Raw genomic sequence first — 25,383 nt, 5'->3', positions numbered from 1 at the left:
CCATGACGGGACATGGCCATAAGCCCGGGCAGTCGCCGTCCGGTGCCGACGATCACCCGCTGAAGGAAGCCGACCCTGGGGATCCGGCAGATTCCCGCCGGGCCACGGCCCCGGAATCGATGGGTGATTCCGCGGCGGTCCGCGAACTGCTTCTTGCCCTGTCCGTGGGTTTCACCATTCCGGCGCCGCTGCCTGCGGCTTTGGCAGAACATGACGGGCTGGACTCGATGATCGCCTCAGCCAAGGACGCAGGTCTGTTGTTACCGGACGGAACTGTGGTTGGGACCGCCCAATATGCCTTGCTGAACGGCACTCCGGTGCGTCGAATCCATGCACTGCAGAGGGAACTGGTGGACAAAGTCCTGGAAGAGGGCCGATCCCTGGGTGACCTGGCCCGGGACCTCGCCCGGAGCGGGCTGCAGGATTCCCGTGTTGCCGACGAGCTGGAGCGGTCAGCGGACAAGATCTTGGAAGCGGACCCGCGGATGGCGGCGGATCTCTACGCCGAAGCAGTCATGGCGGGCGGAGAGGATCTCGCCAATGCGGCAAGGCGCGCCCAGGCGGCAGCGGCCACTGGTGATTTGGACGCAGCCGGCAGGTTGGTGGACCGGCTCCTTGCCCTGCCTGAGCCACCGGAGCTTCGCCTGGGTGTGGATGTGGCAGCTGCTGTGTGGGCCCAGCGCGGAATGCTGTCCCGCGGCGCGGATACCTATAAATGGTTGGGACCGGACAGAATAGAGGGTTCGGCCCCGTTGGCTGCGGTGGCCATGATTGGTTCAGGCAACGCGGCTGCAGCGGAAGAACTCTTGGCAGCCCAGACTCCGGCCGGTTCGCCCACGCTCCTGGCGGTGGCATTATCACTCACCCAGGAAGGGCTTCGTCGGACCCTGGGAGACGCACCGCAACTGGCGCTGCCGGAACTCATCAGGGCCTCGGACATGATGAACGCGGCAGGCGCACCGATACCCATGCCCGAGACCCCCGCTGCCTTGGCTGCCTTGTGCGCCCTTCACCATGGCGAGCCCGCCGTAGCGGAGAGCGTGCTCAAAGCTGCGTTGGCGTCAGGGCAGGGCGGGGATGCTTCCCGCCCCAGACTGTTCCTCCTGCAGGCATGGTCCGGGATGCAGCAGGACAATCCCGACGAAGCACGGTTGGCTATCAACGAGGCCGTGAAGGCCAACCATTGGTCCCTGGCGCCGCGGGATGCGTTCCTGTTGGCCGCCTTGGATGTAGGCCTGGCCCGCCGCGGCGGCGAAGTCCACGAACTGGTGCTTGCGTGGGATCGGGCCCGTGAAGCCATGATGCACGTGGCTGTGGATCTTTACAGTCTCCTGCCTTGGGGCGAACTGATGATTACGGCGGCGCGACTGCGGGAAACCCGCCATGTTTCCCATTACATTGACGGTGTCTGGGACCTGTTGGGACGGCTGGGAAATCCGCCGTTTTGGTCGGTGTCCTTGCACTGGGCGGCGGTGCAGGCTGCCCTGCTCAGTGAAAGCCCCGCGGAGCTTGCCCCGCACGCTGCCGCGCTGGTCCGTGCCTCCGAGCGCAGCCATCTGGCATCCGTCCTCGCCGCGGGCGGCAAGGCGTGGGTTTCCGTGCTGGCCGGCAGGTTTGAAGCGTCCGACGTCGAAACAGCGGCCCGTGGGTTGGCCGCCGTCGGAATGCCGTGGGAAGGGGCACGCTTGGCGGGTCATGCCGCCGCGCATGCTGACGAGCGGCGCGACATGGTGAGGCTGCTGGCATGTGCCAGGGACATCCATCCGCAAGCCGCTGCCCCGATGGCAGGAATTTCCGAGCGGGTGGAAGATTCACTCGCGGCAGGACAGGGGCCGGTGCTTGCCGAAAACGCCGGGGGTCCCGAACCGTCGGGGCTCAGTGCCCGGGAACGTGAGGTGGGGCGGCTGCTCCTGGAGGGCAAGACGTATAGGGAGATAGGGGAAGCCATTTACATCTCCCCCCGGACGGCGGAGCACCATGTGGCACGGATGCGGCGGCGCCTGGGGGCAGAGAACCGCTCAGAACTGCTGGTCCGCCTGCGCCTTGCCTTGGGGGATGGGTACCCACCCCCGTGAGTCGCAATCCCCTCCACCCCCTAACGGAAACCCCCGGCACCCCCTAACCACCGGGCGGACGGTAGGGGGGCCACCCCCGATGCCCGGTCCGGAGGCCCGGCAATACGTTGAATGGGAGCCCGGCAAAGGCGCCGGGCCATTTACCATCCATCACAGAATTTGAGGGAGCAATCCAATGCCTACACTCGCACAACAGCTCGTGCAGTTCCTGATGAGCCTGTTCAACGATCCTGACGCAGCCGAAGATTTCGTGCGTGATCCGGAAGCGGCCCTCGCCGCAGCTGGACTCCGGGACGTTTCCTCGGCAGACGTCGACGCAGCTCGTCCGGTGGTCCTGGACTATGCACCCATCAACGCACGTTCGTCGTTTGACCGGGAATACAACACCGGCGGCAATCACGGCTCCACTGGCGGCGGTGGACGTCCCGATGACGATCATGGCCACGGCGGTGGCGGCGGTGGCTGGGACGGCCATGATGACGACGACGATCACGGCCATGGCGGTGGCGGTGGCGGCGGTGGTGATTGGGACGACCACGCTCACGCTGTTCAGCAACTGGTGCACGTGGTGAACAACTACTCCTACACCACCAACATCGACGACCGGGACACCATCACCGATCAGTCGGTCAACCAGAATATCTGGGCCGACGGTGATGTCACGCAGCTCTTCAACCAGGACGCAGTTGTTGCCTCCGGTGACGGAGCCATCGCTGCCGGCGACGACGTCAAGGACTCCGGCAACACAACCACCACCAACAACGATGACCACTCAACGGACAACTCGGTGAACGTCAACGAGTCGGGCGATGGGGACGTCGAAATTGGCAACACCGACATCGAGGTCAAGGATTCGTTCAACGACGATCACTCGGTGACCAAGGACTCCTACAACACGGACGACTCCTACAACACGGACGTTGACGTTGACGTCGACATCGAGGACTCCTTCAACGAAGACAACTCCACCAACACCGACAACTCGGACAACTCCGTCAATGTTTCGGATTCGTTCAATGACAACTCGGTGGACAATTCGGACAACTCGGATAATTCGGACAACTCCGTCAACGTGGCCGACTCGTTCAACGACAACTCCACTGACGTGGACGTCGAGGACGTTCAGCTCATCAACGAGTCCATCGTGGTCCAGGACAACGAACTGGAAATCGACAACTCCAAGGAAATCGACGTCGAAGACGTGCAGGTCAACTACGATTCCACGGTTATCCAGGACAACGAGTTGGATGTGGACTACACCAACGTGGAGGACAACACCGTCATTGCCGACAACGAGCTCGATGTTGATGTCGAATACAACGACATTGACGATTCGATCGTCGTGGCCAAGAACGACGTGGACATCGACTAGGAACACCGTGTTCCAGATGGCGTAGCGATCTACGACGCGACACCCCAGCAGTGCCCGGCAGGCGGAAAACCGTTTGTCGGGCACTTCGTGGCCTCCCGGAAGCACACCGGCAGCGAGCAAAGGACAGACCGTGGCGGAACCAGTAAACATGACCACGTTGGTGCAGCAGGCCATGGCCTTGGTGGGGGAGAGGAACGACCTGAGGCGGCGGTTGGAGAACACCCTCAAGCGCCTGCAGGATCCCAGCGTCCGCGTGATCGTGGTGGGAGAGTTCAAGCAAGGCAAGAGCCAGCTCATCAATGCCCTGGTCAACGCCCCAGTGTGCCCGGTGGATGACGACATTGCCACCTCCGTGCCCACGGTCGTACGGCAGGGGGACCCGGCGTCGGCCGTAGTCCTGGTTCCCGGCCAGGACGGAAACCGGGCCGATGGCGGGGTGGAAGGTGACGTCGCTGGAGCCGAAGCCGGGCTTGAACGGCAACCCGTCCAACTGGACGACCTCGCGGAGTATGTGTCGGAGAAGGGTAATCCGGGAAATACGAAAAACATCGTGGCGGCCGAAGTCTCGCTCCCGCGAAAGCTGCTCGCAGGCGGATTGTCCATTGTGGACTCTCCAGGCGTTGGCGGCCTGGGTTCAACGCACACCCTGACCACCCTGACGGCACTGCCCTCAGCGCACGCAATGGTGTTCGTCTCCGACGCTTCCCAGGAATACACCGAACCGGAAATGCGATTCCTTGGCCAGGCCATGCGCGTCAGTCCCAACGTTGTCTGCGTGCTGTCCAAAACCGATCTCTATCCGAGTTGGCGGCAGATCGCGGATCTGGATAAGCGGCACCTGGCCGATGTGGCGCCGGAGGTGCCGTTGTTTCCGGTCTCCTCCGAGCTGCGGCTCCAGGCAGCGCGGCTCCAGGACACCGAACTCAACGAAGAATCCGGCTTTCCCGCATTGATCGGGTACCTGCGGAACACAGTGGTGGGCGGTGCCGCACGGATTCAGCGACGCTCCGTTGGCCACGACATCCTGTCTGTGACGGAGCACCTGAGCCTGGCCCTGCAATCGGAGCTCGGAGCCTTGGAGAATCCCGAGGGAACCCCGCAAATGATCGCGGGCCTTAAGGCTGCGAAGGAGGACGCCGATGCCCTCCGCAAGCGTTCCGCCCGATGGCAGATCACCCTCAACGACGGCATCGGAGACCTCATAGCAGACATGGAATACGACTTGAAGGACAGGCTTCGCCGGATCCAACGCGAAGCCGAAACAGCCATAGACAACGGCGACCCCGGCCCGGCCTGGGAACAGTTCACCCAGTGGCTGGAACAGAGCACAGCCGCGGCAGTGTCCGAAACGTTCGTATGGACAAGCGAGCGGTCCCAATGGTTGGCCGGCCAGGTTGCGGAGCATTTCTCTGAGGAAGAGGTTGCCCTTCCGGCACTGAATGTGGCCGACACGGGAGGGGTGCTGGACCCGGTGGCCGATCTGCAGGGCATGGAGGACGGGCGACTGGGTCCATTGCAGAAGGTGCTGATTGGCATGCGAGGGTCCTACGGTGGAGTCCTGATGTTCGGCCTCCTGACCGGTATTTTTGGAATGGCCCTCATCAACCCCCTGTCTGTGGGTGCGGGGCTCCTACTGGGCAGGAAGGCCTACAGGGAGGAACAGGAAGCCCGGTTGAAGCGGCGTCAGGCGGAGGCTAAGGTCCTGGTCCGCAAACAGGTGGATGACGTGGTGTTCCAGGTGGGAAAGCAACTCAAAGACAGGCTGCGGATGGTCCAGCGCGCCACACGTGACCACTTCACCGAGATCGCCGAAGAGCATCACCGCTCCCTCACGGAATCCGTGGCTGCCGCCCAGAAGGCTGCAGCGACGTATGCCGTGGAACGGGACCTGAGGATCAAGGAGATACGAAGCCAACTCAAGTCCGTGGACGCGCTGGGCAAGGCCGCGCAGCAACTGCAGGACGTTCCACCGGCGCAAAAAGGTGCGCCCACCACGCAATCGGCGGTACCGGCGGGATGACTGAGGCAGGCATCGCCGGAGCCTCAGACCTGCTCCGGCAGGCAAGGGACGTCTTCCAGGACGATGCTGCAGCGCTGGCCGTGCTGGACGAGCTCGACGACAGGCTTGCGGGGCCGCTCCGCATTGCCGTGGCGGGCATGGTCAAGGCCGGCAAGTCGACCCTCCTCAACGCGATCATCGGGGAGGAAATAGCACCCACCGATGCTGGGGAGTGCACCAGGATCGTCACGTGGTATCGGTATGGGCACACGTCCCGCATTACGCTCTATCCCTTCGTGGGCGGGCCGCAGTCGCTGCCGGTGACCCGCGAGAACGGCCGCTTGGTGTTTTCCTTGGGGGGATACCAAGCACGGGACGTGGAGCGGCTCGTTGTTGATTGGCCATCGGCCGGCCTGCGTGACCTCACGCTGATCGATACCCCTGGCATTGCCTCGTTGTCGCAGGACGTGTCCAGCCGGTCCACGGCATTCCTCCTCCCGGAAGATGCTCCCGCGGCGGCAGACGCCGTCATCTACCTCATGCGACACCTGCACGCTTCCGACGTTCGCTTCCTGGAGTCCTTCAAAGACACCGCCGCGGGGCAATCCGGTACCGTGAACGCCTTGGCCGTCCTCTGCAGAGCGGACGAGATCGGTGCCGGAAGGATCGATTCCCTGATCTCCGCGGCCGTCATCGCCGACAGGTACAGCCGGGACCAGAACCTCAAGCCCCTCGCACTGGGTGTAGTCCCCGTAGCCGGACTGTTGGCGCAAAGCTCACGGACCATGCGCCAATCGGATTTTGAGGCGTTGATGCTGTTGGCACAGCTGGACAGGAACCAGCGGGAACGCATGATGCTGTCCGCAGACCGTTTTGTGCGAATCACGGAGCCTGCAGGACTCGACCCCGCCACCAAAGCCTCCTTGGTCCAAAGGTTCGGACTGTTCGGGATCCGCCTTGGCGTTGCCCTGATCCGGGGCGGAACCAACAATCCCACTGAGTTGGCCCACGATCTCGCACGGCGCAGCGGCTTGGGCGTACTGCTCGACACCGTGGGGTACCTCTTTCAATCGCGGGCTGGCGCGCTCAAGGCACGGGCCGCCGTCGTTGGTTTGGAGTCATTGCTGCGCGACTCACCCAAGGAGCGCACCGCACCGCTGGAAGCGGCGTTGGAGCGGCTTCAAGCCGGTGCCCATGAGTTCAGGGAGTTGAAGCTCCTGGCGACGCTGCGCACAGGTGGCGTTGGGCTGGGTGAAGAACGGGAGGCGGAAGCCGAACGCTTGGTGGGTGGACGCGGCAGCGGCCCAGCCCTGCGGCTTGGCTTGGCACCGGAAGCTGGTCCCGTCGACATTAGCGACGCGGCGCGGAGCGCGCTGAACCGTTGGCGGTTGATCGCAGAAAACCCGCTGACTGAGCCGACGGCGCTGGACGCCTGCCGGGTGGTCCTTCGCAGTTGCGAAGGGATGTTGGCAGCTATGCCCGCCGCTCGCTGAGCAACCAGGTGGTGGTTGACGGGAGGAACAGCAGGATCAATCCGGCCGCGGCAAGGATGAATTGGGCCGCCAGCAGCGCAATTGCCAAAACTCCGTCGGCCCCTGGAGCCACCACGAAGTCCGCGGTGATCACGGTGACCACAGCATGCAGGAGCACCAACGGAGCCAAGGCCCACCGAGCCCATAGCCGGCGTTTGAAGAGCACCGCCAGCAGGACGGCTTCCATCGCCACCACCAGGGCAAGCATGGCGAGGCTTCCCAGGAATACGACGGCGGTGGTGCCCTCGACTGCCTCGGCGCCGCCGTCGGGAACCATGGTTCCCAGGACGCCCTTGAGGCGTTCAAACTGGGCGTCACGGCCCAGGAAACCAGTGACCACCACGGCGATCCCTGCCACGAAGCTCGCCACCCACAAGGACCGGGACAGGCGTGCAGGACCCGGCGGCCTGACCACGGCGGCTATGGGCGGCGGTGAGGACAGGGACATCCCGGGGCGGGGCGGTGGTGCGGGGGGCATGGCTGGCCCGCTGGCTGATGGTGTTGAGGAAGGTGACTGCCGGGAACCATCAGCTTGCTGGGCCATGTTTGCCTACTTCAGCTCGTCGGTATCGTGAGGGTCCGGCTCGCCACGCTTGGCTTCGCCTGTGCCGTCGGAAGACTTGCCGTCGCGTTCCTTGGCATCGTGTTCGGCTTTAAGCTTCTTCAAGCGCTCATCCTCCGCCTGCTGGCGTCGGCGAATTTCCAAGTTGCGGAGGAACTCGGGGTCGTCGTCCGGGGCGGTGGGATGGCGGCGGATTGGCTGGGCCGTGGGCCGGCCATAGGGGCGTCCGAAGATGAACCAAAGGATGGCGCCCAGCAACGGCAAGAGGATCATCACAATGATCCACGCGGTTTTGGAAATACCGCGGGTTTGGTGACGGTCCGTGCGGATGACATCCACCAGGGCATAGACGAAGATGACCAGGACTACGACGACACCTATAACGCGGGGCATGCACCAAGTCTAGTCGCCGGAGAGCATTCACCGGATGCCCTCTTGCGGCCGTGATCAGAGTGCAACCATCCGGGCGGCTAAACTTGGATGGTGGCTTTCCTGAAGTATTCCCTCATCCGTCTGGCGCTGTTCGTGCCGTTGTTCATTATCTTCGCTCTCTTGCAGGTGGGTCTGCTGCCTGCGGCCATCTTCGCAGGACTCATGGCCTTCGCCATCAGCTACCTGTTCTTCCAGAAACAGCGCGACGCCGCCACGGCTGCCATGCGCGAGCGCTTCTCCGGGCGGGCCAAGCCCATCCGGACCGCCGGCGAGGTTGAAGACGCCGCTGCGGAGGATGGCTTGGTGGAGAAGAACCCGGATATCGCCGTCAACAACGACAAGCGTCCGGGCAAAGCCTAAGGATGTTAACCAGCGAACGCCCCCCAGAACATTTCTGAGGGGCGTTCGCTGTTGTGAAGTTTAGAAGCCGTGGCTCAGGATCAGGCCCAGCGAGAAAAGCAGGCTGTAGCCGAGGTTGATCAGGCCGGTTTGCTTGAGCACCGGAATGAGGCTCTTGCGCTTCTTGCCGTTCACCATGAGCCAAGCCGGCATCAGGCACGCGGGGATCAGCAGCAGGACGATCAGCATCCACGGCTTGGTGGGTGCCAGGACGATCACCAGCAGGATGGCGACGGCCAGCATCAGCACGTAGCTCTCGCGGGCGTGCCGGTCTCCGAGCCGCACTGCCAGGGTCCGTTTTCCAGCAGCCGTGTCCGTGGGAATGTCCCTGACATTGTTGGCCATCAGCAGGGCGCAGGCGATCAGCCCTGTACCAATGGCGCCAATGACCGCCGCCAGGCTCACCTGACCGGCCTGCGTATAGGTGGTGCCGAGCGTGGCCACCAGTCCAAAGAAGACGAAGACAAAGACGTCGCCCAAGCCCATGTAACCGTAAGGGTTCTTGCCGCCCGTGTAACCCCAGGCCGCCAGGACACAGCCGATGCCCACCAGGATCAGCCACCACGTCTGGGTGATGATCACCAGGATGAGGCCACAGACCATGGCCGCTCCGAACAATGCAAACGCAGCCCACTTCACCTGCTCCGGCTTAGCTGCACCGGACCCGACCAGTCGCAACGGTCCCACGCGGTCTTCGTCGGTACCGCGGATGCCGTCGGAGTAGTCGTTGGCGTAGTTGACGCCGATTTGGAGCAGCAACGCCACCAGTGCAGCCAGGATCGCGTTCGGCAACCTGAACGCTTGGAGCTCGTACGCCGCTGCCGAACCGATCAGGACGGGCGCGATGGCCGCGGGCAGTGTGCGGAGCCGGGCTCCTTGAATCCATTGTGCAGCTGTCGCCACGTGTAGTACCTCGTGTATTTCGCGTTTGATCTTAGTCAGGTTCGGGAGGGGAGAACGTGTCTATTGTCCCTGATGCAGGGTGGAAAGCAGGTCAATCATGGCCAGCCGGTCCGGTTTTCCGTTGGGCAGCATGAGCAATTCCTTCTCAGAGAGCACGGTCTTGGGCGCCAAAACACCCAGTGCGGCCTCTCGGCGGGCCGTGAAACCCTTGATGCCTTCCGGGCTGGGGTCGGTCACGGCCACATAAGCCGCAACGGCTTGGCCCCACTCGCGGGACGGAACGCCGGCCACGAAAGCCGCGGTGACGCCGTCGAGCTCTTCAAGCTTGCTTTGGATGTACGCAGCGGAAGCCTTGACGCCGCCGGTGATGATGACGTCGTCGGCGCGGCCAAGGACGGTGAGCTTGCCGTCGTCGGACAGCTCACCGAGGTCCCCGGTGATGTACCAGCGGACGCCGTCCTCCTCGAAGAACGCAGCTTTTGACGCGCGGGCAGCGTCCAGGTACCCGGCAGCAACAGTGTCGCCACCCAGCAGGACGCGGCCTTCCAGTTCGCCGTCACCGATGCGGACTTCGACGCCGTCCAGCGGGTCGCCGTCGTACACGCACCCGCCGCACGTTTCGGCTGAGCCGTAGGTGGTGACCACCTTCAGTCCCTCCGCATGGGCGGCTGCCAGGAGGTCGGGCGATGCTGGTGCGCCGCCCAGCAGGATGGCGTTGAAGCGGCGCAGCACGGCGAGGGTTTCGGGCGCGGGGGAGTCCAGGAGCCGTTGCAATTGCGTGGGTACCAGCGACGTGAACCGGATCTTGTCCGTCAGTTCCTCGGCTGCGGCTGTGAACGCCTCCGGAGTGAAACCGTTGGTCTGGTCCATCACCCACGGCCGGGTTCCCGCGTAGAGCGAGCGGACCAGGACCTGGATGCCCGCCACGTACTGCAGGGGGAGCGCGAGCAGCCACTGGCCTTCGCCGCGCAGCGCCATGGCGGTGGACACGGAAGACGCCGCGAGGGCGTCGACGGTCAGGACCGTGGCTTTGGGCGTCCCAGTGGAACCGGAGGTACGGACCACCACGGCCGCCTCTTCGACGCCGGTCTCTACCGGGACCGCCCGTGGCTCGCCGTTATCATCCAGGACGATTTCGACGGCGGGGCCCTCGCCGTGGAGGGCAGCCATCAGGGCTTTCAGTACGGGATCGATGTCCACGGAGGAGTCCTAGAAATAGTAGGGAAAGTTGGACCAGTCGGGGTCGCGCTTCTGGAGGAACGCTTCCTTGCCCTCCACGGCCTCATCGGTCATGTAGGCCAGGCGGGTGGCTTCGCCGGCGAAGACCTGTTGACCGGCCAGTCCATCATCGGCCAGGTTGAAGGCGAACTTGAGCATACGGATGGCCTGCGGGGATTGGCGGGCGATGTCGGCGGCGTACTCCAGGGCGACTTCTTCGAGGCGTTCGTGGTCCACGGCCTCGTTGACGGCACCCATGCGGACCATATCCTCGGCCGAGTATTCGCGGGCAAGGAAGAAGATCTCCCGCGCCGCTTTCTGCCCGATCTGGCGGGCCAGCAGCGCGGAGCCGTATCCGGCGTCGAAACTTCCTACCGTCGCGTCCGTTTGCTTGAACTTGCCGTGCTCGCGGGAGGCGATGGTGAGGTCGCTGACGACGTGCAGTGAGTGGCCGCCGCCTGCTGCCCAGCCGTTGACGACTGCGATGACTACCTTGGGCATGGTCCGCATGAGCCGCTGGACTTCAAGGATGTGGAGGCGACCGGCGCGGGCGGGGTCTATAAATTCCGCAGAGTCTCCTGGGGCGTCTTCTACTGCGTACCTGTAACCATCACGGCCCCGGATCCGCTGGTCGCCACCGGAGCAGAACGAGTGCCCGCCGTCCTTCTCGGAGGGCCCGTTGCCGGTGAGGAGCACGGTGGCGACGTCCGGCGTCATGCGCGCGTGGTCCATGGCCCGGTAGAGCTCATCGACGGTGCCGGGACGGAACGCGTTGCGAACTTCGGGACGGTTGAAGGCGATGCGGACTGTGGGAAGGTCCTTGACCGTGCCGTCCGATGAACGCTCAACCTGCCGGTGGTAGGTCATGTCCTTGAAGTCGTCGAAGCCGGAAACAACACGCCAGCGCGAGGGGTCAAAGATGTCGGAAACCTTGGCAGGAAGATCAGTGTTCACAGTCCGAGTCTAGTAATGGCCTCAGCTGATGCAGAACTCATTGCCCTCGGGGTCGGCCATGGTGTGCCACTCATGCGGCCCTTGGTTGGCGGTCCACAGGTGCTTCGCCCCGCGCGCTTCCAGTTCCTTCCGCACCACGTCCTTGTCCCGACCATCCAGTCGGACGTCCCAGTGAACCCGGTTCTTGACGGTCTTGGGATTGGGATCGGTCTGGAAGAGGATACGGCGGCCCGTCTTGGGATCGGTGTCTTCGGCGGGCACGATCGCACAGCCTTCGGCCCAGACGAGCTTGCCGTTGTGCGTGATGGTCTGGTCCTCGGTGGCAAATCCTTGCTCGATCATGGACCGGATGAACGCCTCGTCCTGGGGTTCCACGGTCCACTCGAGTGTCTCGGCCCACCAGTCGGCGAGTTCGTGGGGCTTCTTGCAGTCGACGGCTATCTGGATGTTGAGTGTCATGCCCTGACGCTATGCCGACGGCGGGCGGCTGGGTAGCGTGATGCGGTCACCTTCCGTCCGGGTTCCCCTAGCTGGGCAGGAGCTGGGGTGGGATTGCGTAGATGAGGACCACGGCCATGAGGTTCTTGGCGGCGTGGACAAAGTAGGAGAACATCAGGTTCTTGCCCGTCCACACATAAACTGCCACCAGCACAACGGCCATTCCCAGGTATGGAGCCAACGCGGACAGCACCAGTCCTTCGCGGCCTATCACGTGGATGGATGCGAAGACCACCACCGAAATCACGCAGCAGATCCAGATGTTCACATAGCGCGAGAGCTTGCCGATCAGGAGATGACGGAACAAGTACTCCTCGACGAAGGGCCCCAGGACCACCAGCAGGGGAACCATGAGCCAGGCGGGCACTTGTTGCAGCAGGCCCTGAATGCCCAGTTGGTTTTCGGAGCTCTGGGCAGTCCCGAAGGCAGCCACCAGGATTGCCGTGAGGATCAGCATCACTACGATGGCCAGTGGAACCATGCCCAGGGTGAACCAGGGCCGAGTGCCCAGGATCTTCAGGTCGCGGCCAGCCACCCGCCACGCTGAGGCCAGCGCAAATATTCCGACGCCGACATAGAAGACCGCGTTGACGGCATAGGACGCTGTGGCCGGGTTGGCGAAGAGCTGCAGCATGAGTCTTTCGACAGTCTCCCCGGCCAGGGTGAAGTAGGCGGTGAAACCCAAGTAGGCGATCACCGCGATGGCGTCGAGGGCAGTGAATCGGTAGAGAGGTGCCGTGCCGGAAAGAGTGCCCATGTGACCAGCCTAGCTTTGCTGGCCCGCCCTCGCTTGGTTACACTTTTCGGTATGCCTAACTTTTCGTTTCGGCGCGCCAAAGACGTCCGCCGTTTCGCTGCTGCCCTCATTGCCATTGCACTTGCCCTGGGCGTTTCCGCCTGTGGCGGGAACTCCCCCGCCGGAGGTGATGACAAGCCAGTAGTGCTCACAACATTCACAGTGCTGGCAGACGTGGCCAAGAACGTAGCCGGGGACAAACTCCGGGTGGAGTCCATCACCAAGGCCGGCGCGGAAATCCACGGCTATGAGCCCACCCCTGGGGATATCCGGAAGGCCGCCCAAGCGGACCTCATCCTGGACAACGGACTCAACCTTGAGGCGTGGTTCGCCCAGTTCGTGGAAGACCTGGACGTGCCCCACGCAGTAGTCAGCGATGGCGTGGAGGTCATGCCGATCGCCGAGGATTCCTATCAGGGCAAGCCCAATCCGCACGCGTGGATGTCGCCCAAGAACGTCCAGATCTACGCCGACAACATGGCCAAGGCGTTCGCCACGTTGGATCCCGCCCACGCCTCCGAGTTTGAAGCCAACGCCAAGGCCTACAACGCCCAACTCCAAACCGTGCAGGACGAGATGGTGTCCAAGCTCTCCGTCCTTTCGGAAAAGCAGCGGGCCCTGGTCACCTGCGAAGGCGCCTTCTCCTACCTCGCCCGCGATGCAGGACTCAAGGAGGTGTACATCTGGGCAGTCAACGCTGAGCAACAAGCAACGCCGCAGCAGATTACCCGGGCCATCGAGTTCGTGAAGGACAACCAGGTTCCGGCCGTGTTCTGCGAATCCACGGTCTCTGACGCCCCCATGCAGCAAGTGGTCGGGGCAACCAACGCCAAATTCGGCGGCGTTCTCTACGTCGATTCATTGTCGGAGGCGGATGGGCCGGTTCCCACCTACCTGGACCTCATGCGCCACGACGCCAAGGTCATCACCACGGCACTCACAGGAGGAACATCATGAGCACCCCCGCGATCGCTGTAGAGAACGTCACCGTCCACTATGGCGAGGTCCTGGCCCTGGACTCCGCTTCACTGACCTTGGAACACTCGCGGATCTGTGGCCTCGTGGGCATGAACGGCTCAGGCAAGTCCACGCTGTTCAAGGTGATCATGGGCATGGTTAAGCCGGATTCCGGACGTGTGCTGATCAACGGAGAACCGCCTGTGAAGATGCGCAAGGATGCCGGCATTGGCTATGTCCCCCAAAGCGAGGATGTCGACTGGGCATTCCCCTTGTCCGTCCGCGACGTGGTGATGATGGGCCGGTACGGGCACCTCGGCTTCACGCGCCGGCCGCGAAAGGCGGACCGGGAAGCCGTGGACCATGCCTTGGAGCGCGTGGAACTAAGCGAGTTCGCGGACCGGCAAATCGGGCAGTTGTCCGGCGGACAGAAAAAGCGGGCCTTCGTGGCTCGCGGCATCGCGCAAGGTGCCACCATGATGCTGCTGGACGAACCATTCGCGGGCGTTGACAAGCGCTCAGAGGCAACCATCACCAGGCTCCTGCGCGAACTGGCGGACAATGGCGCCACCATCCTCATCTCTACCCATGACCTCCACGCGCTTCCGCAACTCTGCGACGAAGCCGTGCTCCTGATGCGCAAGGTACTTATGCATGGCAGTCCGGACACCGTCCTTCAACCAGAAAACCTGGCCATGGCCTTCGGCCTCGACGTCATGAACAGGGGCTAGCCGTGGACTTCCTGCTGGAACCGCTCACCTACGACTTCATGGTCCGGGCCCTCGCAACCACCGCCATAGCCGCCGTCGTCTGCGCCGTGCTCAGCTGCTGGCTCGTCCTCATCGGCTGGTCCCTCATGGGTGACGCCGTCTCGCACGCGGTGCTTCCCGGCGTCGTGCTGGCATACATCGTAGGGGCGCCGTTCGCCCTGGGTGCGCTGGTCTTCGCACTGATTGCGGTGACGTTGATCGGCGTGGTCCGGAATACCAGCCGGGTTAAGGAAGACGCGGCGATCGGGATCGTGTTCACGTCGCTGTTCGCGCTCGGGCTGGTGCTGATCTCCGTGACGCCAAGCCAAACGGATCTGAACCACATCATCTTCGGCAACCTGCTGGGCGTCAGCGTTCCGGACCTCATCCAAGTGGTGGTCCTGGGCGTAGTGGCTTTCGCCATCCTGATCCTCAAGCGCCGTGACCTCACGCTCTACGCTTTCGATCCCACACACGCCCACGCCATCGGCCTCTCACCCAAGAGGCTCGGTGCGTTGCTCCTGGGCCTGCTGGCCCTGACCTCAGTGGTGGCGCTGCAGACCGTGGGCGTGGTGCTGGTGGTGGCCATGCTGATCATCCCGGGCGCCACGGCCTACCTTCTGACGGACAGGTTCTCCCGGATGCTGGTCATCGCCCCTGTCATCTCGGTGGTGTGCTCCATGGCAGGCATCTACCTCAGTTATTACTTGGACACGGCGTCGGGGGCCATGGTGGTGCTCACCCAAGGTGTGGTGTTCGCCGTCGTGTATTTGTTCAGCCCGCGCCAGGGGCTCATCGGAACGCGTCTGGCCAAAGCCCGCCGGAAGCGGGCCGTCGCTGCGGTGTAGCGGTGGCGGCCCGAATCAGCCGCGCACCGATTTCCGGTTGTAGAGCCACAGCGCACAGAAGTATCCGCCAAGGCTGATGACGGCGCACCAAACGAGCGTCGCCACCATGGTCCAGCCGGCTACCGGCGTGCCCATCAGCATGCCGCGCACGCTCTCGATGAAGGGCGTGAACGGCTGAACATCGGCGAACCAGCGCAGGCCATCCGACATGGAGTCCGTGGGGACAAAACCGCTGCCCAGGAACGGCATCAGCATCAGGAACGTGGGCTGGTTGCTGGCAGTTTCCACGCTCTTGGCGTTCATGCCCATTGCCACGGTCAGCCATGTCATGGCCAAGGCGATGAGTGTCAGGATGCCGAAGGCACCCAGCCAACCTGCGGGGGATCCCATGGGGCGGAAGCCGATCAGCACAGCCACGGCTGCCACCAGAAGCACGGCGGCCATGGTTTGGATGAGGCTGCCCAGCACATGTCCGGTGAGTACCGCGCCGCGGGAAATCGCCATGGTGCGGAAGCGGGCAACGATCCCTTCCGTCATGTCCGTCGCCACCGAGATCGCCGTTCCCTGCGCGCTGCCGGTTAGGGCCAGCATCAGGATGCCCGGCACGATGTACGCAATGTAATCGTCCCGGGTCCCGCCCATGCCTGATCCCAGGGTCCCACCCAGGACGAACACAAACAGGAGCAGGAAAACAATCGGGATCCCGGCCACGAACAGGGGGATGGACGGGTAGCGGACCACGTGCTTGAGGTTGCGGCGAAGCATGGTGGAAGCGTCGGCGGCGGCGAAGCCGAGGGAACTCATTGCAGGACATCCTTCCGGTCGGTTGAGGCTGGATTGGTGGGAGCCTGGCCTGTCAGGGCGAGGAAAACGTCGTCGAGATTGGGAGTGTGGACCGATAGGTCCACAACCTCCACGGAAGCCCGCTCCAATCGGTCCAGCACGTCTTTCAGGGCACGGACGCCGTCCTCGCCCGCAACGTCCAAGGTGAGGGAGTCGTCGTCGCGGCTTTGAGGTTCAAGCACGACGGCGGCACGCTCCAGCGCTGGCAGGTCACCGAAAGTGAGGCGGAAGTGACCGCCGGGCACCAGTCGCTTCAGCTCTGCCGGAGTGCCCTCGGCAACGATCCTGCCATGGTCCAGCACAGCGATCCTGTCGGCCAGTTGATCGGCTTCTTCCAGATATTGGGTGGTCAGGAAAATAGTGACGCCCTTGGCCGCCAGGGTACGGATGATGTCCCACATGGTGCGGCGGCTGCGCGGATCCAGGCCCGTGGTGGGTTCGTCCAGGAAGATGATGTCGGGGTCGCCCATGAGCGTCATCGCCAGGTCAAGGCGCCGTTGCATTCCACCGGAGTACGTGGCCAGGGGCTTCCGGGCTGCCTCTTTGAGATCGAAACGGTCCAGCAGCTCCGCCGTCCGGCGCTTGATGTCATCCGGCGGGAAATGCCTGAGCCGGCCCATAAGGGTGAGGTTTTCTTCGCCCGTCAGCAGGCTGTCCACGGCCGAAAATTGTCCGGTGAGTCCGATCTTGCCGCGCACCGCATCCGCCTGTCCCACCACGTCGAAGCCACCCACGGCAGCCTCGCCTCCGTCAGCGCGAATGAGGGTGGAGAGGATGTGCACCATGGTGGTCTTACCGGCACCGTTGGGGCCAAGGAGGGCGTAAATGGCGCCGGCCGGGACGGTGAGGTCCACGCCGTCGAGAACTTGTTTGGTCCCATATGACTTACATAGCCCGGTCACGCTGATGGCTGCGGGGGTGGTGCCTTGCATGGTGGCTCCTTTGCTCGAAGTGGGTCCGCCCGCTGGAGCCGCCCTAGCTGACTGGGGCGGGCGAGCGCGTTACTTTGATGTCGCCGTAGGCGTTGCGGGCGCGGATCTCCACTTGGTCCGTAGACCCGCCCGGTCCCTGGGTGGCGTCGAGGGCGTTGCGTACCCGTCCATATTTGGTGTTGAGGTCCAGCCAGGCCGCAGTGCCTTCACGCACGCCGATGGACAGCGTGCCCGCTGCGGTTTGGACGGTGAGGGTGCCTGCAGAAACTTCGCCAACCGTGATGTCACCGTTGGATGCCTTGATGATGGTGGATGTTCCTGCCCGTTCCAGGGCGACGTCGCCATTGGCGGCGCTGACGCTGAGCTCGCCGGCGGCGTCCACGATGTAAGTGCTGCCATTGCCATTCTTGATCGTGGCAACACCGTCGATTTCCCGAATGCGGATCTTGCCTGAACCAGTCTTGATCCTTGACCGTCCTGAGGCGCGTTCCACCGTGACGTCCCCCATACCCGTATGGGCACGGAGCTCGCCGCAATGGTCGATGCGGATGTGGCCCAAGTCGGTCTTCAAGTCAGCGGTGCTGAATTCGCCTTCGCAGTGGAGATCGCCCATGCCGGACTTCAACTCCAGGCTGCAGCCGACGGGAACTTCCACTGTGACTTCCACGGCGCCACCGTCGCTGAACCACGTGTGGCGGATCGCGGGATGAAGCCGGACCTGCAAGCGACCGTCCGAGTAGTCCACTGTGGTCTGCTCAGCCATCTTGGCGTCCAGGGCGCGTTTGGCCTTGCGTGGCTGGACAGTGACTTCGGTGTCTGCGCGGTCCCGTGCCACCACCCAGATGTCGGCGCGGACGGAAACATCAACCACGACGGCGATGGGTCGCGGAGTCTGGAAGGTTGCCATCAGCGTGCCCATCCTGTGAAGTTCTGTTCGCCGGGTTCGTGGCGCTCTTTCCGCTGGGCTGGCCGGCCATTGAGGGCATCTGCGACAGCTCGGATCAGCCACGAATTCACGGACAGCCCCGCTTTGCCCGCTGCATCTTCGACTTGCTGCTTGAGGTGGTCGGGGAGCCGCAACGTGGTGCGGGAGGTGCTGGTGCCGTCAAGATCCTCAGCCGTAGGAGTGGGCTGTCTTGGTTGTTCGGTCATGGCTTCGAAGTCGTTGGCCGTGGCGGGATTGCTCACCACGAATTCCGGCTCGCGGCCGCGCAGCCTGACCTCCACCGAGCCGGGGGCCAGCTCCAAGGTGATTTCGTTCGCCGCGTCGGAGAGGGCCTCCAGGAGGACCAGCCTGATGGTGGATTCCAGTGCTGCGGTCAGGCGTTCGCTGAGCGCACGTGCCTCGGGGCCACCGGCCTCTGCGGCGGTGTCCAGTTGGCGTTGGACTGCGGTGACATATGGGTTCAGCTGCATGACACCATAGTGACACCATAGTGGTGTCACTGCAATGGCATTTCGTGACAAATGGTGCCACAAGTGGTGTCCCTGCTTGACGCGCCTGCTTTTCGCGGGCAGGCTGGACCGATGAAGTCTTGAGCGCAGCCCCTACCTTCGGCTGCATCCCCAGTACCCACATGGCTTTCTGCCACCCACTGCGGACTTGCGAGGATTCCTCTTGACTGACCACCTTTACCTTTCCGGCGTTTCCCACGGCTACGGGGACCGCGAACTTTTGAATGCCGTTGACCTCGTCATCCATCACGGCGAGCACGTGGCCATTGTTGGCGAGAACGGTGCCGGCAAATCCACCCTGCTCCGCCTGATGGCCGGTGTGGAAACGCCCGACGACGGCACCGCGGGTTTGTCGGGCAACCCCGGCTACCGCGTTGGTTACCTCGCCCAGACGCACGGGCTTGCTGAGTCGTTGACCGTGGGGGATGCCATCGACGCCTCCCTCGGTGCGCTGCGCTCGCTGGAAGACCGAATAGCGGAACTCGAGCGGGACCTGGCCGATGCCGACTCCGAGGCGCTGGACCTCTACGGCAGCCTGCAAACCGAATACCAACTGCGCGAAGGGTACGCCGCCGAATCCCGGGTGGAAGCAGCGCTGGACACATTGGGGCTGGGAGGCCTGGACCGCCGTCGAACGCTTGGATCCTTGTCCGGCGGCGAGCAGGAGCGGGTAGCGCTCGCCTGCCTGCTCGCTGATCCCGCTGAGGCGTTGTTGCTGGACGAGCCCACCAACCACTTGGACGCGAACGGCACCGCCTGGCTGGAGTCGAGGTTGGCCGCGCATCGCGGGACTGTAGTGGTGGTCTCGCACGACCGTGTTTTGCTCAGGAAAGTCGCCACCACCATCATCGAAGTGGACGCTGAGCGGCGGTCCGTGAGCCGCTACGGCAGCGGCTATGAAGGTTACCTCCGTGAGAAAGCGGCCGAACGGGCGCGCTGGGTCCAGCAATACGACGAATGGCTCAATGCCATGGCCGCCGAGCGCCTGCAAGCCGCCACAGTAGCCGATGGTATGGGCTACGGCCGTAAGCGCGACAACGACAAGATGGCCTTCGGCTTCAAAACCGGTACGTGGCAAAGCGCGGCAGCCAGCAAAGTCCGCAACGCCCAGGAGCGGCTGCGCAGGCTCGAAGAGAACCCGGTGGACCGGCCTCCGGTTCCACTAAAGCTGGCAGCTCCGGTGGGAGCCGTGGCTGTGGCGGCGTCCCTGCCGGCGTTGGAGGCCCACAGGGTCAGTGTGCCCGGGAGGCTCCAGCCCACCGACCTCAGGGTGGAAACCGGGCAGAAAGTCCTCATCACCGGCCCCAACGGCGCCGGCAAATCCACGCTGTTGTCAGTGCTGACGGGCAACCTGGAGCCCGCCGCGGGATCCGTGACCGTCAACGGCAAAGTGGGCTACCTGCAACAGGAACTTGAGGTCCCCGCCCGGCCGGGACTGCGCCTGCTGCCGGCGTTCGCCGCGGGACTGGGCGGCAACATTGACGAGCATGCTGAAGGCTTGCTGAGGTTGGGGCTGTTCCGTCCTGCCGAATTCCATGTTCCGGTTGGCGGGCTCTCCGCTGGCCAGCAACGTCGCCTGGCTCTGGCCCGCCTCCTGCTGGGCGGCTACGACACCATGATCGTGGATGAGCCCACCAACCATTTGGCGCCTGTGCTGGTGGAACAACTGGAAGCCGCGCTCGCATCCTTTGCCGGGACGGTGGTGATCGTCAGCCACGACCGCGCACTGGGTGAGTGGTTTGACCGTTGCGCGCGTCCCGCGCCCGTTGGCGCCTGGGTCCGCTACGGCATGCAGGGTGGCGAACTGTTATAGGGCTCAACCTGAGCTCCACCGTGTGAGCTGTTAGCAAAGCGATCGTTACGCTTTGTCCTGCGGGATGAAACATGCGGCAGCGCGCCCTGAAACAACGGCGGAGCACCATGGGAGGAAGACGGCCGAAAGGACTTCCCGTGATCGCCAAGAATCTCTTCCTGCAGGGCATCTACCACTTCGAAGGCACCGGGCTGGACAAGCCCGTGCCCATTCACAGCGAGCTATCGCACTTTGTCCCGGACGGCGTCGTCAACCAGACGTTGTACTTCCGCGGCGGCAACTCAAGCCCGGAGCTGATCACTGTGGTGCTGATGCGGGACCGTATTCCCATGCGGTACTTCCCCATCGGGGCCAAGGGTGACGTTCATGTTCCGCTCAGGGTGGTGGAAGACACCGAAGGCGGGTCGGTGATCGAGCTGTTCATCGTGGCGCCACCCGGGGTGCGGGGAACTGTCGTGGTGGATCTTGGCATGGTGGAGCACTGATGAAGCAGCGACTGGTGGTGATCGGCAACGGCATGGCTGATGCCCGGGCCGTGGAAGAGATCCTCGCCCGGGGAGGGGCAGATCTGCTGGAGATCACCATGTTCGGCGACGAACCCTACGGAAATTACAACCGCTCCATGCTTAGCCACGTGCTCTCCGGCGAGGCAAACGCTTCGGACATCATCCTCAATGCCTTGACGTGGTACCGGGAAAACAACATCACCCTGCACGCCGGGGTCCGCGTGGATCGCGTGGACAAGTTCAGCAAGCACGTCTTCGCCAGTGACGGCAGGGTGGTGGCGTACGACATCCTGATCTTGGCTACCGGGGGACGATCCCACCTTCCACCCATGGAAGGCCTGTACACACCCAGTGGCACGCTCCGGCCCGGGATCTTCACTTTCCGGACCATGGACGATACCCGCAGGATGATCCAGTTCGCCCAGCAGGATCATCACCGCAGGGCCGTGGTGATTGGTGACGAAGTGCCCGGTCTTGAGGTGGCAAGGGGGTTGCAGGCCAGGGGCCTGGACGTCGCTGTGGTCCACTCGGGGAGCAGAGCTACCGGGGTCCTGGGCTCAGATCGGGTGAGTGGGGTTCGGCTGCATGGCGGCAACGAGCTTGACTGCGACATGGCGGTGGTGACTTCCGGCATCAGGCCGAACGTCGACGTCGCGGTGGTGAGTGGTTTGGCAGTGGAGCGGGCCGTCGTCGTGGACGACTACTTACAGGTCATGGACGAAGAAGACATCTACGCGCTGGGGGAGTGCGTCCAGCACCGCGGTGAGGTTTACGGGCTTGCGGCGCCAGCGTGGGATCAGGCAGCTGTCGTGGCCGACCACATCACGGGTGTGGATCGCTCTTCCGTTTACTTGGGGTCCCGGAACGCCGCCAAGCTGAAGGTGGCCGGCGTCGATGTCCCTTCATGGGCCAGCGCGGCCGGGACGGGACACTAACGAGCGCCAGACGCTCACCGGTACCGGCGTCTTCGAGCCCATGCTGACCCGCGACAGCTAGATGATGGGGCGATGGCGTGCGCTGAGTGGAGCCGATGAGGTAGCCGGCAACTGTAGGCTTTGCTTTTATGCGAATCCTGACCCGCGGCCGCGCGTGGCCCGTTGCCCTTGCCGTGATTCTGACCGTTTCGACCATGTCAGCCGGCGGTGCTTCGGCTACACCGGATGTGACGGATACGATCAACGTCGGTGGTACTCCCGTAGGTGCTGCCGTTGATCCTCAAACAGGAACCCTCTACGTGAGTGACGACGCGAGCGGCACGGTAGCTGTCATCAACGGGAGCACTATCACAGCAAGGATTTCGGTTGGCCGGGAGCCACGCAACATCGCTGTGGATCCAAGCACTCACACGGCGTATGTGACCAACTGGGGTGACAACTCTGTCTCCATCATCAACGGGACCAAGGTGACGGCAACAGTGGCAGTGGGTGGGCATCCCTACGGCATAGCGGTGGACCCTGCGACTCACACGGCATATGTCGCAAACTCCCAATCCGGCAGTATTTCCGTCATCAAGGGGACTACGGTGACCTCGACTATTGCAGTCGGGCATGACTCGTGGGGCGTCGCCGTGGACCCGGGAACCCACACTGTCTACGCCCCAAGTGGTGATGGCAGCCTCTATGTCATCAATGGCGCCTCCGTCACAGGCACCATCAAGGTCAGCAGCTACTCGCTGCAAGGGGTGGCGGTGGACCCGCAGACTCACGACGTATTCGTTACAGCTCCATCCGCCGGCGGACGCCTCTATGTCATCAATGGCTCCAAGGTCGTCCAGGAAAAGATGATCACAGGCGGTGCTCCAGAGTGGATCGCCGTGGACCCTGGGACCCACGCTGTCTACATGACGACCTTGTATGCCAACAAGTTGTCTGTCACCAGCGGCCGCGGTGTCAACACCGCCGTCCCCGTCGGAGAGACGCCAGTAGGCATAGCGCTGGACCCCGTCAGGCACATTACATATGTGGCCAACGCCAGCGATGGCACCGTCTCCGTGGTGAGGGATCACGCCAATAAAGACTTCAATAGCGACGCGCACCCGGACATCATTGCCAGGGATGGGAGCGGCTTGCTGTGGCTGTACCCCTCCGATGGCTCAGGCGGCTGGCTTTCGCGGATTCAGGCCGGTCAAGGATGGAATGTCATGAATCACTTGATGACGGCAGGAGACTTCAACACTGACGGGCACGCAGATGTTTTGGCTCGCGATGCCGGTGGGGTGCTGTGGTTGTACCCGGGTAACGGCAAGGGTGGCTGGCTTCAGCGGGTCCAGGTTGGCTCGGGGTGGAATGCAATGTCCGAGCTGGTCGCGCCGGGCGACGTCAGCGGCGATGGAAAGCCTGATGTCTTGGCGCGGGACGGCAGTGGCAATTTGTGGTTGTATCCGGGCAATGGCACGGGTGGCTGGCTTCAGCGGGTCCAGGTTGGCTGGGGCGGGAACGGACTGTCAGAGCTCGTCGGGCCGGGAGATTTCAGCGGGGACGGCAAGCCGGACGTTCTGGCCCGCGATGCCGGGGGTGCTTTGTGGTTGTACCCCGGGAACGGTCGTGGCGGTTGGCTCAATGCCGTCAGGATCGGTTCTGGCTGGAACGGCATGTCTGAGCTGTCAGGGCCAGGTGACTTCGACAGCGACGGCCATACCGACATTCTTGCCCGTGACGGTGGCGGGTCTCTTTGGGTGTACCCCGGCAACGGCCAAGGAGGCTGGCTGGCTCCCGCCAAGGTGGGTTCCGGTTGGAATGTCATGAGTGCTCTTCTCTAGCGACGAGCCTTTTCCCTCGCCTCTTGTTGCCTGCGTCACGGGCATTCGGGTTAATCCCGTAAGATAGACGGGTTGCGCGAACCTTCGGTGTTCTGCGTTCTTTGTCACACTTCGGGTCCTCAAACGAGGAAAAGCTCGAATTTTGTGTGCCAAAGCCGCCCGTGTTCCGGCACTGGCGTAACCCCTACAGCAATACCCCAACCCACAAGGAACAGCTGTGCCGCAAAGTACTCCCACAGATCTCCAGAGCCCCAAGGCCTCATCCGCAGCCGCGGGCTCCACCCTCAGTGCCGAGGGATACCAGAAGACCCTGAGCCGCCGCCACGTCACCATGATCGCCATGGGTGGCGCGATCGGCGTCGGCCTGTTCATGGGTGCCGGTGGCCGTCTGGCCTCCACCGGCCCTGCCCTGATCTTCTCCTACGCCATTGCCGGCGTCATCGCTTACCTGCTGATGCGCGCCCTCGGCGAACTCATCATGTACCGCCAGACGTCCGGCTCTTTCGTGAGCTACGCCGGTGAAATGTTCGGCAAGAAGGGCGCCTTCCTCTCCGGGTGGATGTACTTCATCAACTGGGCCATGACAGGCATCGCCGAGCTCATCGCGATCGGCCTCTACTTCCAGTTCTTCTTCCCGAACGTGCCCATTGAACTGTCCGCCATCGCAGCGCTGGTGCTGCTGGTGGCCGTGAACCTGTTCAGTGTCAAGGCGTTCGGCGAATTCGAATTCTGGGCCTCCTGCCTCAAGGTTGCGGCGATCGTGATCTTCCTGGCTGTTGGCACGTTCATGGTGGTCACCAACGCGAAGGTGGGCGAAGGCAACGCGTCAGTGGCCAACCTGTTCCACGAAGACGGCGGAATGTTCCCCAAGGGTGGCCTGGTGATGATCCTGGTCCTCAACGCCGTGATCTTCGCTTACAACGCCATCGAACTCGTCGGCATTACCGCAGGTGAGATGGAGAATCCGGAACGTGAAGTTCCCAAGGCGATCCGCGCCGTCGTGATCCGTATTGTTGTCTTCTACGTCGGCTCGGTGACGCTGCTTGCAATGCTGCTGCCGTCCGACCAATACGTTGCCGGCACTTCGCCGTTCGTCACCGTGTTCGGCCAGATGGGCCTCGGCTGGATGGGTGACGTCATGAACATGATCGTCATTACCGCTGCGTTGTCCTCCTGCAACTCGGGCCTGTACTCGATCGGCCGCATCTTCCGCACCATGGCCAACAACGGCCACGCTCCGCAGTGGCTCACCAAGATGTCCACCCGCCACGTTCCTTACGCGGCAATTTTGGCCATCGGCGGCGTGTACCTCGTGGGCATCCTGCTCAACATCTGGCTGGGTGGTTCGCACGCGTTCGACCTCGCACTGAACACGGCTTCCATCGGCGTGATCTTTACATGGGGATCCATCTTCGCGAGCCAGATTGCCTTGCGTAAGAAGCGCGGCAATGTCTCCAGCTTGCCGATGCCCGGTTCTCCGTGGACCAGCTGGCTTGGCCTCATCGCACTGCTGGCCATCACCGTGCTGATCGGCTTCGACACCATGACCAACAAGGAAACCGGCGAGGTCTTCCTGCTGGGCCTCTGGACGCTGGCCACCATCCCGTTCTTCGCCCTGATCCTGTGGCTGGGCTGGCAGAAGGTCAAGAACAACGAGCCCAAGAGCGAGCTGTTCAGCTAAGCCTCTCCACTCGTCAAAACGCTCGACGGCGGGTGCCTCCTTTTCGGAGGCACTCGCCGTTCGCGTACCCGTACCCAACTGACTGGCATTAGTGGTTGTTT

24 protein-coding genes are annotated in these 25,383 nt (G+C 63.3%); 13 read left to right on the top strand and 11 right to left on the bottom strand.

Annotated elements, in window-relative coordinates; all coding sequences use genetic code 11:
- Positions 1-2: 2 nt before the first annotated feature.
- The 4 genes from FQP90_RS12495 (at position 3) to FQP90_RS12480 (ending at position 6,939) form a co-directional block, all read left to right on the top strand.
- Positions 3-2,075 carry a LuxR C-terminal-related transcriptional regulator gene (locus FQP90_RS12495; protein ID WP_144650802.1) on the top strand — a complete coding sequence of 691 codons (2,073 nt, stop codon included), beginning with the start codon at positions 3-5 and terminating at the stop codon, positions 2,073-2,075.
- A 175-nt stretch (positions 2,076-2,250) separates the two neighbouring features.
- Positions 2,251-3,447, top strand: coding sequence for an IniB N-terminal domain-containing protein (locus tag FQP90_RS12490; protein WP_144650799.1), 1,197 nt, complete (start codon positions 2,251-2,253; stop codon positions 3,445-3,447).
- A 130-nt stretch (positions 3,448-3,577) separates the two neighbouring features.
- Positions 3,578-5,467, top strand: a complete 1,890-nt coding sequence (locus tag FQP90_RS12485) for a dynamin family protein (protein ID WP_244296748.1) — start codon at positions 3,578-3,580, stop codon at positions 5,465-5,467.
- Positions 5,464-6,939 (top strand): dynamin family protein, encoded by a 1,476-nt coding sequence (locus FQP90_RS12480; protein WP_144650797.1) that lies wholly within the window; start codon positions 5,464-5,466, stop codon positions 6,937-6,939. Before FQP90_RS12485 ends, FQP90_RS12480 begins: the two co-directional genes overlap by 4 nt.
- On the opposite strand, the gene FQP90_RS12475 is transcribed toward FQP90_RS12480, so the two are convergent.
- Together FQP90_RS12475 and FQP90_RS12470 are read right to left on the bottom strand one after the other, a co-directional pair.
- Entirely contained in the window at positions 6,920-7,522 is a 603-nt protein-coding gene (locus FQP90_RS12475; RefSeq protein ID WP_144650794.1) for a hypothetical protein, read from the bottom strand. The genes FQP90_RS12480 and FQP90_RS12475 overlap by 20 nt on opposite strands.
- A 6-nt stretch (positions 7,523-7,528) precedes the next feature.
- Positions 7,529-7,933: a PLDc N-terminal domain-containing protein gene (locus FQP90_RS12470; protein ID WP_144650791.1), complete on the bottom strand. Its 405-nt coding sequence runs from the start codon at positions 7,931-7,933 to the stop codon at positions 7,529-7,531.
- Positions 7,934-8,020: 87 nt separating this feature from the next.
- Here FQP90_RS12470 and FQP90_RS12465 point away from each other — a divergent pair, with 87 nt between their 5' ends.
- The gene (locus FQP90_RS12465) at positions 8,021-8,332 is read left to right on the top strand and encodes a DUF4229 domain-containing protein (RefSeq protein ID WP_144650788.1); all 312 of its coding nucleotides are present in this window, start codon (positions 8,021-8,023) and stop codon (positions 8,330-8,332) included.
- 60 nt (positions 8,333-8,392) lie between these two features.
- Here the strand turns inward: FQP90_RS12465 and FQP90_RS12460 are convergent, their stop codons facing one another.
- The 5 genes from FQP90_RS12460 to FQP90_RS12440 form a co-directional block, all read right to left on the bottom strand.
- Complete coding sequence (locus FQP90_RS12460) at positions 8,393-9,274, bottom strand: 1,4-dihydroxy-2-naphthoate polyprenyltransferase (RefSeq protein ID WP_144650785.1); 882 nt, start codon at positions 9,272-9,274, stop codon at positions 8,393-8,395.
- 60 nt (positions 9,275-9,334) lie between these two features.
- Entirely contained in the window at positions 9,335-10,474 is a 1,140-nt protein-coding gene (locus FQP90_RS12455; protein WP_144650782.1) for an AMP-binding protein, read from the bottom strand.
- A 9-nt stretch (positions 10,475-10,483) separates the two neighbouring features.
- Entirely contained in the window at positions 10,484-11,446 is a 963-nt protein-coding gene (locus FQP90_RS12450) for a 1,4-dihydroxy-2-naphthoyl-CoA synthase (RefSeq protein WP_144650779.1), read from the bottom strand.
- A 21-nt stretch (positions 11,447-11,467) separates the two neighbouring features.
- Positions 11,468-11,905 (bottom strand): VOC family protein, encoded by a 438-nt coding sequence (locus FQP90_RS12445; protein ID WP_144650776.1) that lies wholly within the window; start codon positions 11,903-11,905, stop codon positions 11,468-11,470.
- Between the two features lie 67 nt (positions 11,906-11,972).
- Complete coding sequence (locus FQP90_RS12440; protein ID WP_144650773.1) at positions 11,973-12,701, bottom strand: CPBP family intramembrane glutamic endopeptidase; 729 nt, start codon at positions 12,699-12,701, stop codon at positions 11,973-11,975.
- 51 nt (positions 12,702-12,752) lie between these two features.
- On the opposite strand from FQP90_RS12440, the gene FQP90_RS12435 reads away from it, so the two are divergent.
- The 3 genes from FQP90_RS12435 to FQP90_RS12425 are packed head-to-tail and all read left to right on the top strand — an operon-like array spanning position 12,753 to position 15,294.
- Positions 12,753-13,697: a metal ABC transporter substrate-binding protein gene (locus tag FQP90_RS12435; protein ID WP_144650770.1), complete on the top strand. Its 945-nt coding sequence runs from the start codon at positions 12,753-12,755 to the stop codon at positions 13,695-13,697.
- Entirely contained in the window at positions 13,694-14,428 is a 735-nt protein-coding gene (locus FQP90_RS12430) for a metal ABC transporter ATP-binding protein (RefSeq protein ID WP_144650767.1), read from the top strand. Before FQP90_RS12435 ends, FQP90_RS12430 begins: the two co-directional genes overlap by 4 nt.
- 2 nt (positions 14,429-14,430) lie before the next feature.
- Positions 14,431-15,294 (top strand): metal ABC transporter permease, encoded by an 864-nt coding sequence (locus tag FQP90_RS12425; protein WP_144650765.1) that lies wholly within the window; start codon positions 14,431-14,433, stop codon positions 15,292-15,294.
- A gap of 15 nt (positions 15,295-15,309) precedes the next feature.
- On the opposite strand, the gene FQP90_RS12420 is transcribed toward FQP90_RS12425, so the two are convergent.
- The 4 genes from FQP90_RS12420 to FQP90_RS12405 are packed head-to-tail and all read right to left on the bottom strand — an operon-like array spanning position 15,310 to position 18,485.
- Entirely contained in the window at positions 15,310-16,098 is a 789-nt protein-coding gene (locus tag FQP90_RS12420) for an ABC transporter permease (RefSeq protein WP_144650762.1), read from the bottom strand.
- A complete protein-coding gene (locus tag FQP90_RS12415; RefSeq protein WP_144650759.1) occupies positions 16,095-17,069 on the bottom strand; it encodes an ATP-binding cassette domain-containing protein in 975 nt (324 codons plus the stop codon). The genes FQP90_RS12420 and FQP90_RS12415 overlap by 4 nt, the downstream gene beginning before the upstream one ends.
- A 43-nt stretch (positions 17,070-17,112) precedes the next feature.
- Complete coding sequence (locus FQP90_RS12410; RefSeq protein WP_144650756.1) at positions 17,113-17,976, bottom strand: DUF4097 family beta strand repeat-containing protein; 864 nt, start codon at positions 17,974-17,976, stop codon at positions 17,113-17,115.
- Positions 17,976-18,485: a histidine kinase gene (locus FQP90_RS12405; protein ID WP_144650753.1), complete on the bottom strand. Its 510-nt coding sequence runs from the start codon at positions 18,483-18,485 to the stop codon at positions 17,976-17,978. The genes FQP90_RS12410 and FQP90_RS12405 overlap by 1 nt, the downstream gene beginning before the upstream one ends.
- 202 nt (positions 18,486-18,687) lie before the next feature.
- On the opposite strand from FQP90_RS12405, the gene FQP90_RS12400 reads away from it, so the two are divergent.
- The 5 genes from FQP90_RS12400 (at position 18,688) to FQP90_RS12380 (ending at position 25,282) form a co-directional block, all read left to right on the top strand.
- A complete protein-coding gene (locus FQP90_RS12400) occupies positions 18,688-20,337 on the top strand; it encodes an ABC-F family ATP-binding cassette domain-containing protein (protein ID WP_144650750.1) in 1,650 nt (549 codons plus the stop codon).
- A 137-nt stretch (positions 20,338-20,474) separates the two neighbouring features.
- Positions 20,475-20,822 (top strand): molybdopterin oxidoreductase, encoded by a 348-nt coding sequence (locus tag FQP90_RS12395; protein WP_144650748.1) that lies wholly within the window; start codon positions 20,475-20,477, stop codon positions 20,820-20,822.
- Positions 20,822-21,778, top strand: a complete 957-nt coding sequence (locus FQP90_RS12390; protein ID WP_244296747.1) for an NAD(P)/FAD-dependent oxidoreductase — start codon at positions 20,822-20,824, stop codon at positions 21,776-21,778. Before FQP90_RS12395 ends, FQP90_RS12390 begins: the two co-directional genes overlap by 1 nt.
- A gap of 128 nt (positions 21,779-21,906) precedes the next feature.
- Positions 21,907-23,601: an FG-GAP-like repeat-containing protein gene (locus FQP90_RS12385; protein ID WP_144650745.1), complete on the top strand. Its 1,695-nt coding sequence runs from the start codon at positions 21,907-21,909 to the stop codon at positions 23,599-23,601.
- A 217-nt stretch (positions 23,602-23,818) separates the two neighbouring features.
- Positions 23,819-25,282, top strand: a complete 1,464-nt coding sequence (locus FQP90_RS12380; protein ID WP_144650742.1) for an amino acid permease — start codon at positions 23,819-23,821, stop codon at positions 25,280-25,282.
- Positions 25,283-25,383 lie beyond the last annotated feature (101 nt).

It is taken from the genome of Paenarthrobacter nitroguajacolicus, from assembly GCF_007786235.1.
GTDB classification, from domain to species: Bacteria; Actinomycetota; Actinomycetes; order Actinomycetales; family Micrococcaceae; genus Arthrobacter; species Arthrobacter nitroguajacolicus_A.
Note: the sequence above shows the minus strand (reverse complement) of the source record. Positions and strands in the feature narration are given on the sequence as shown.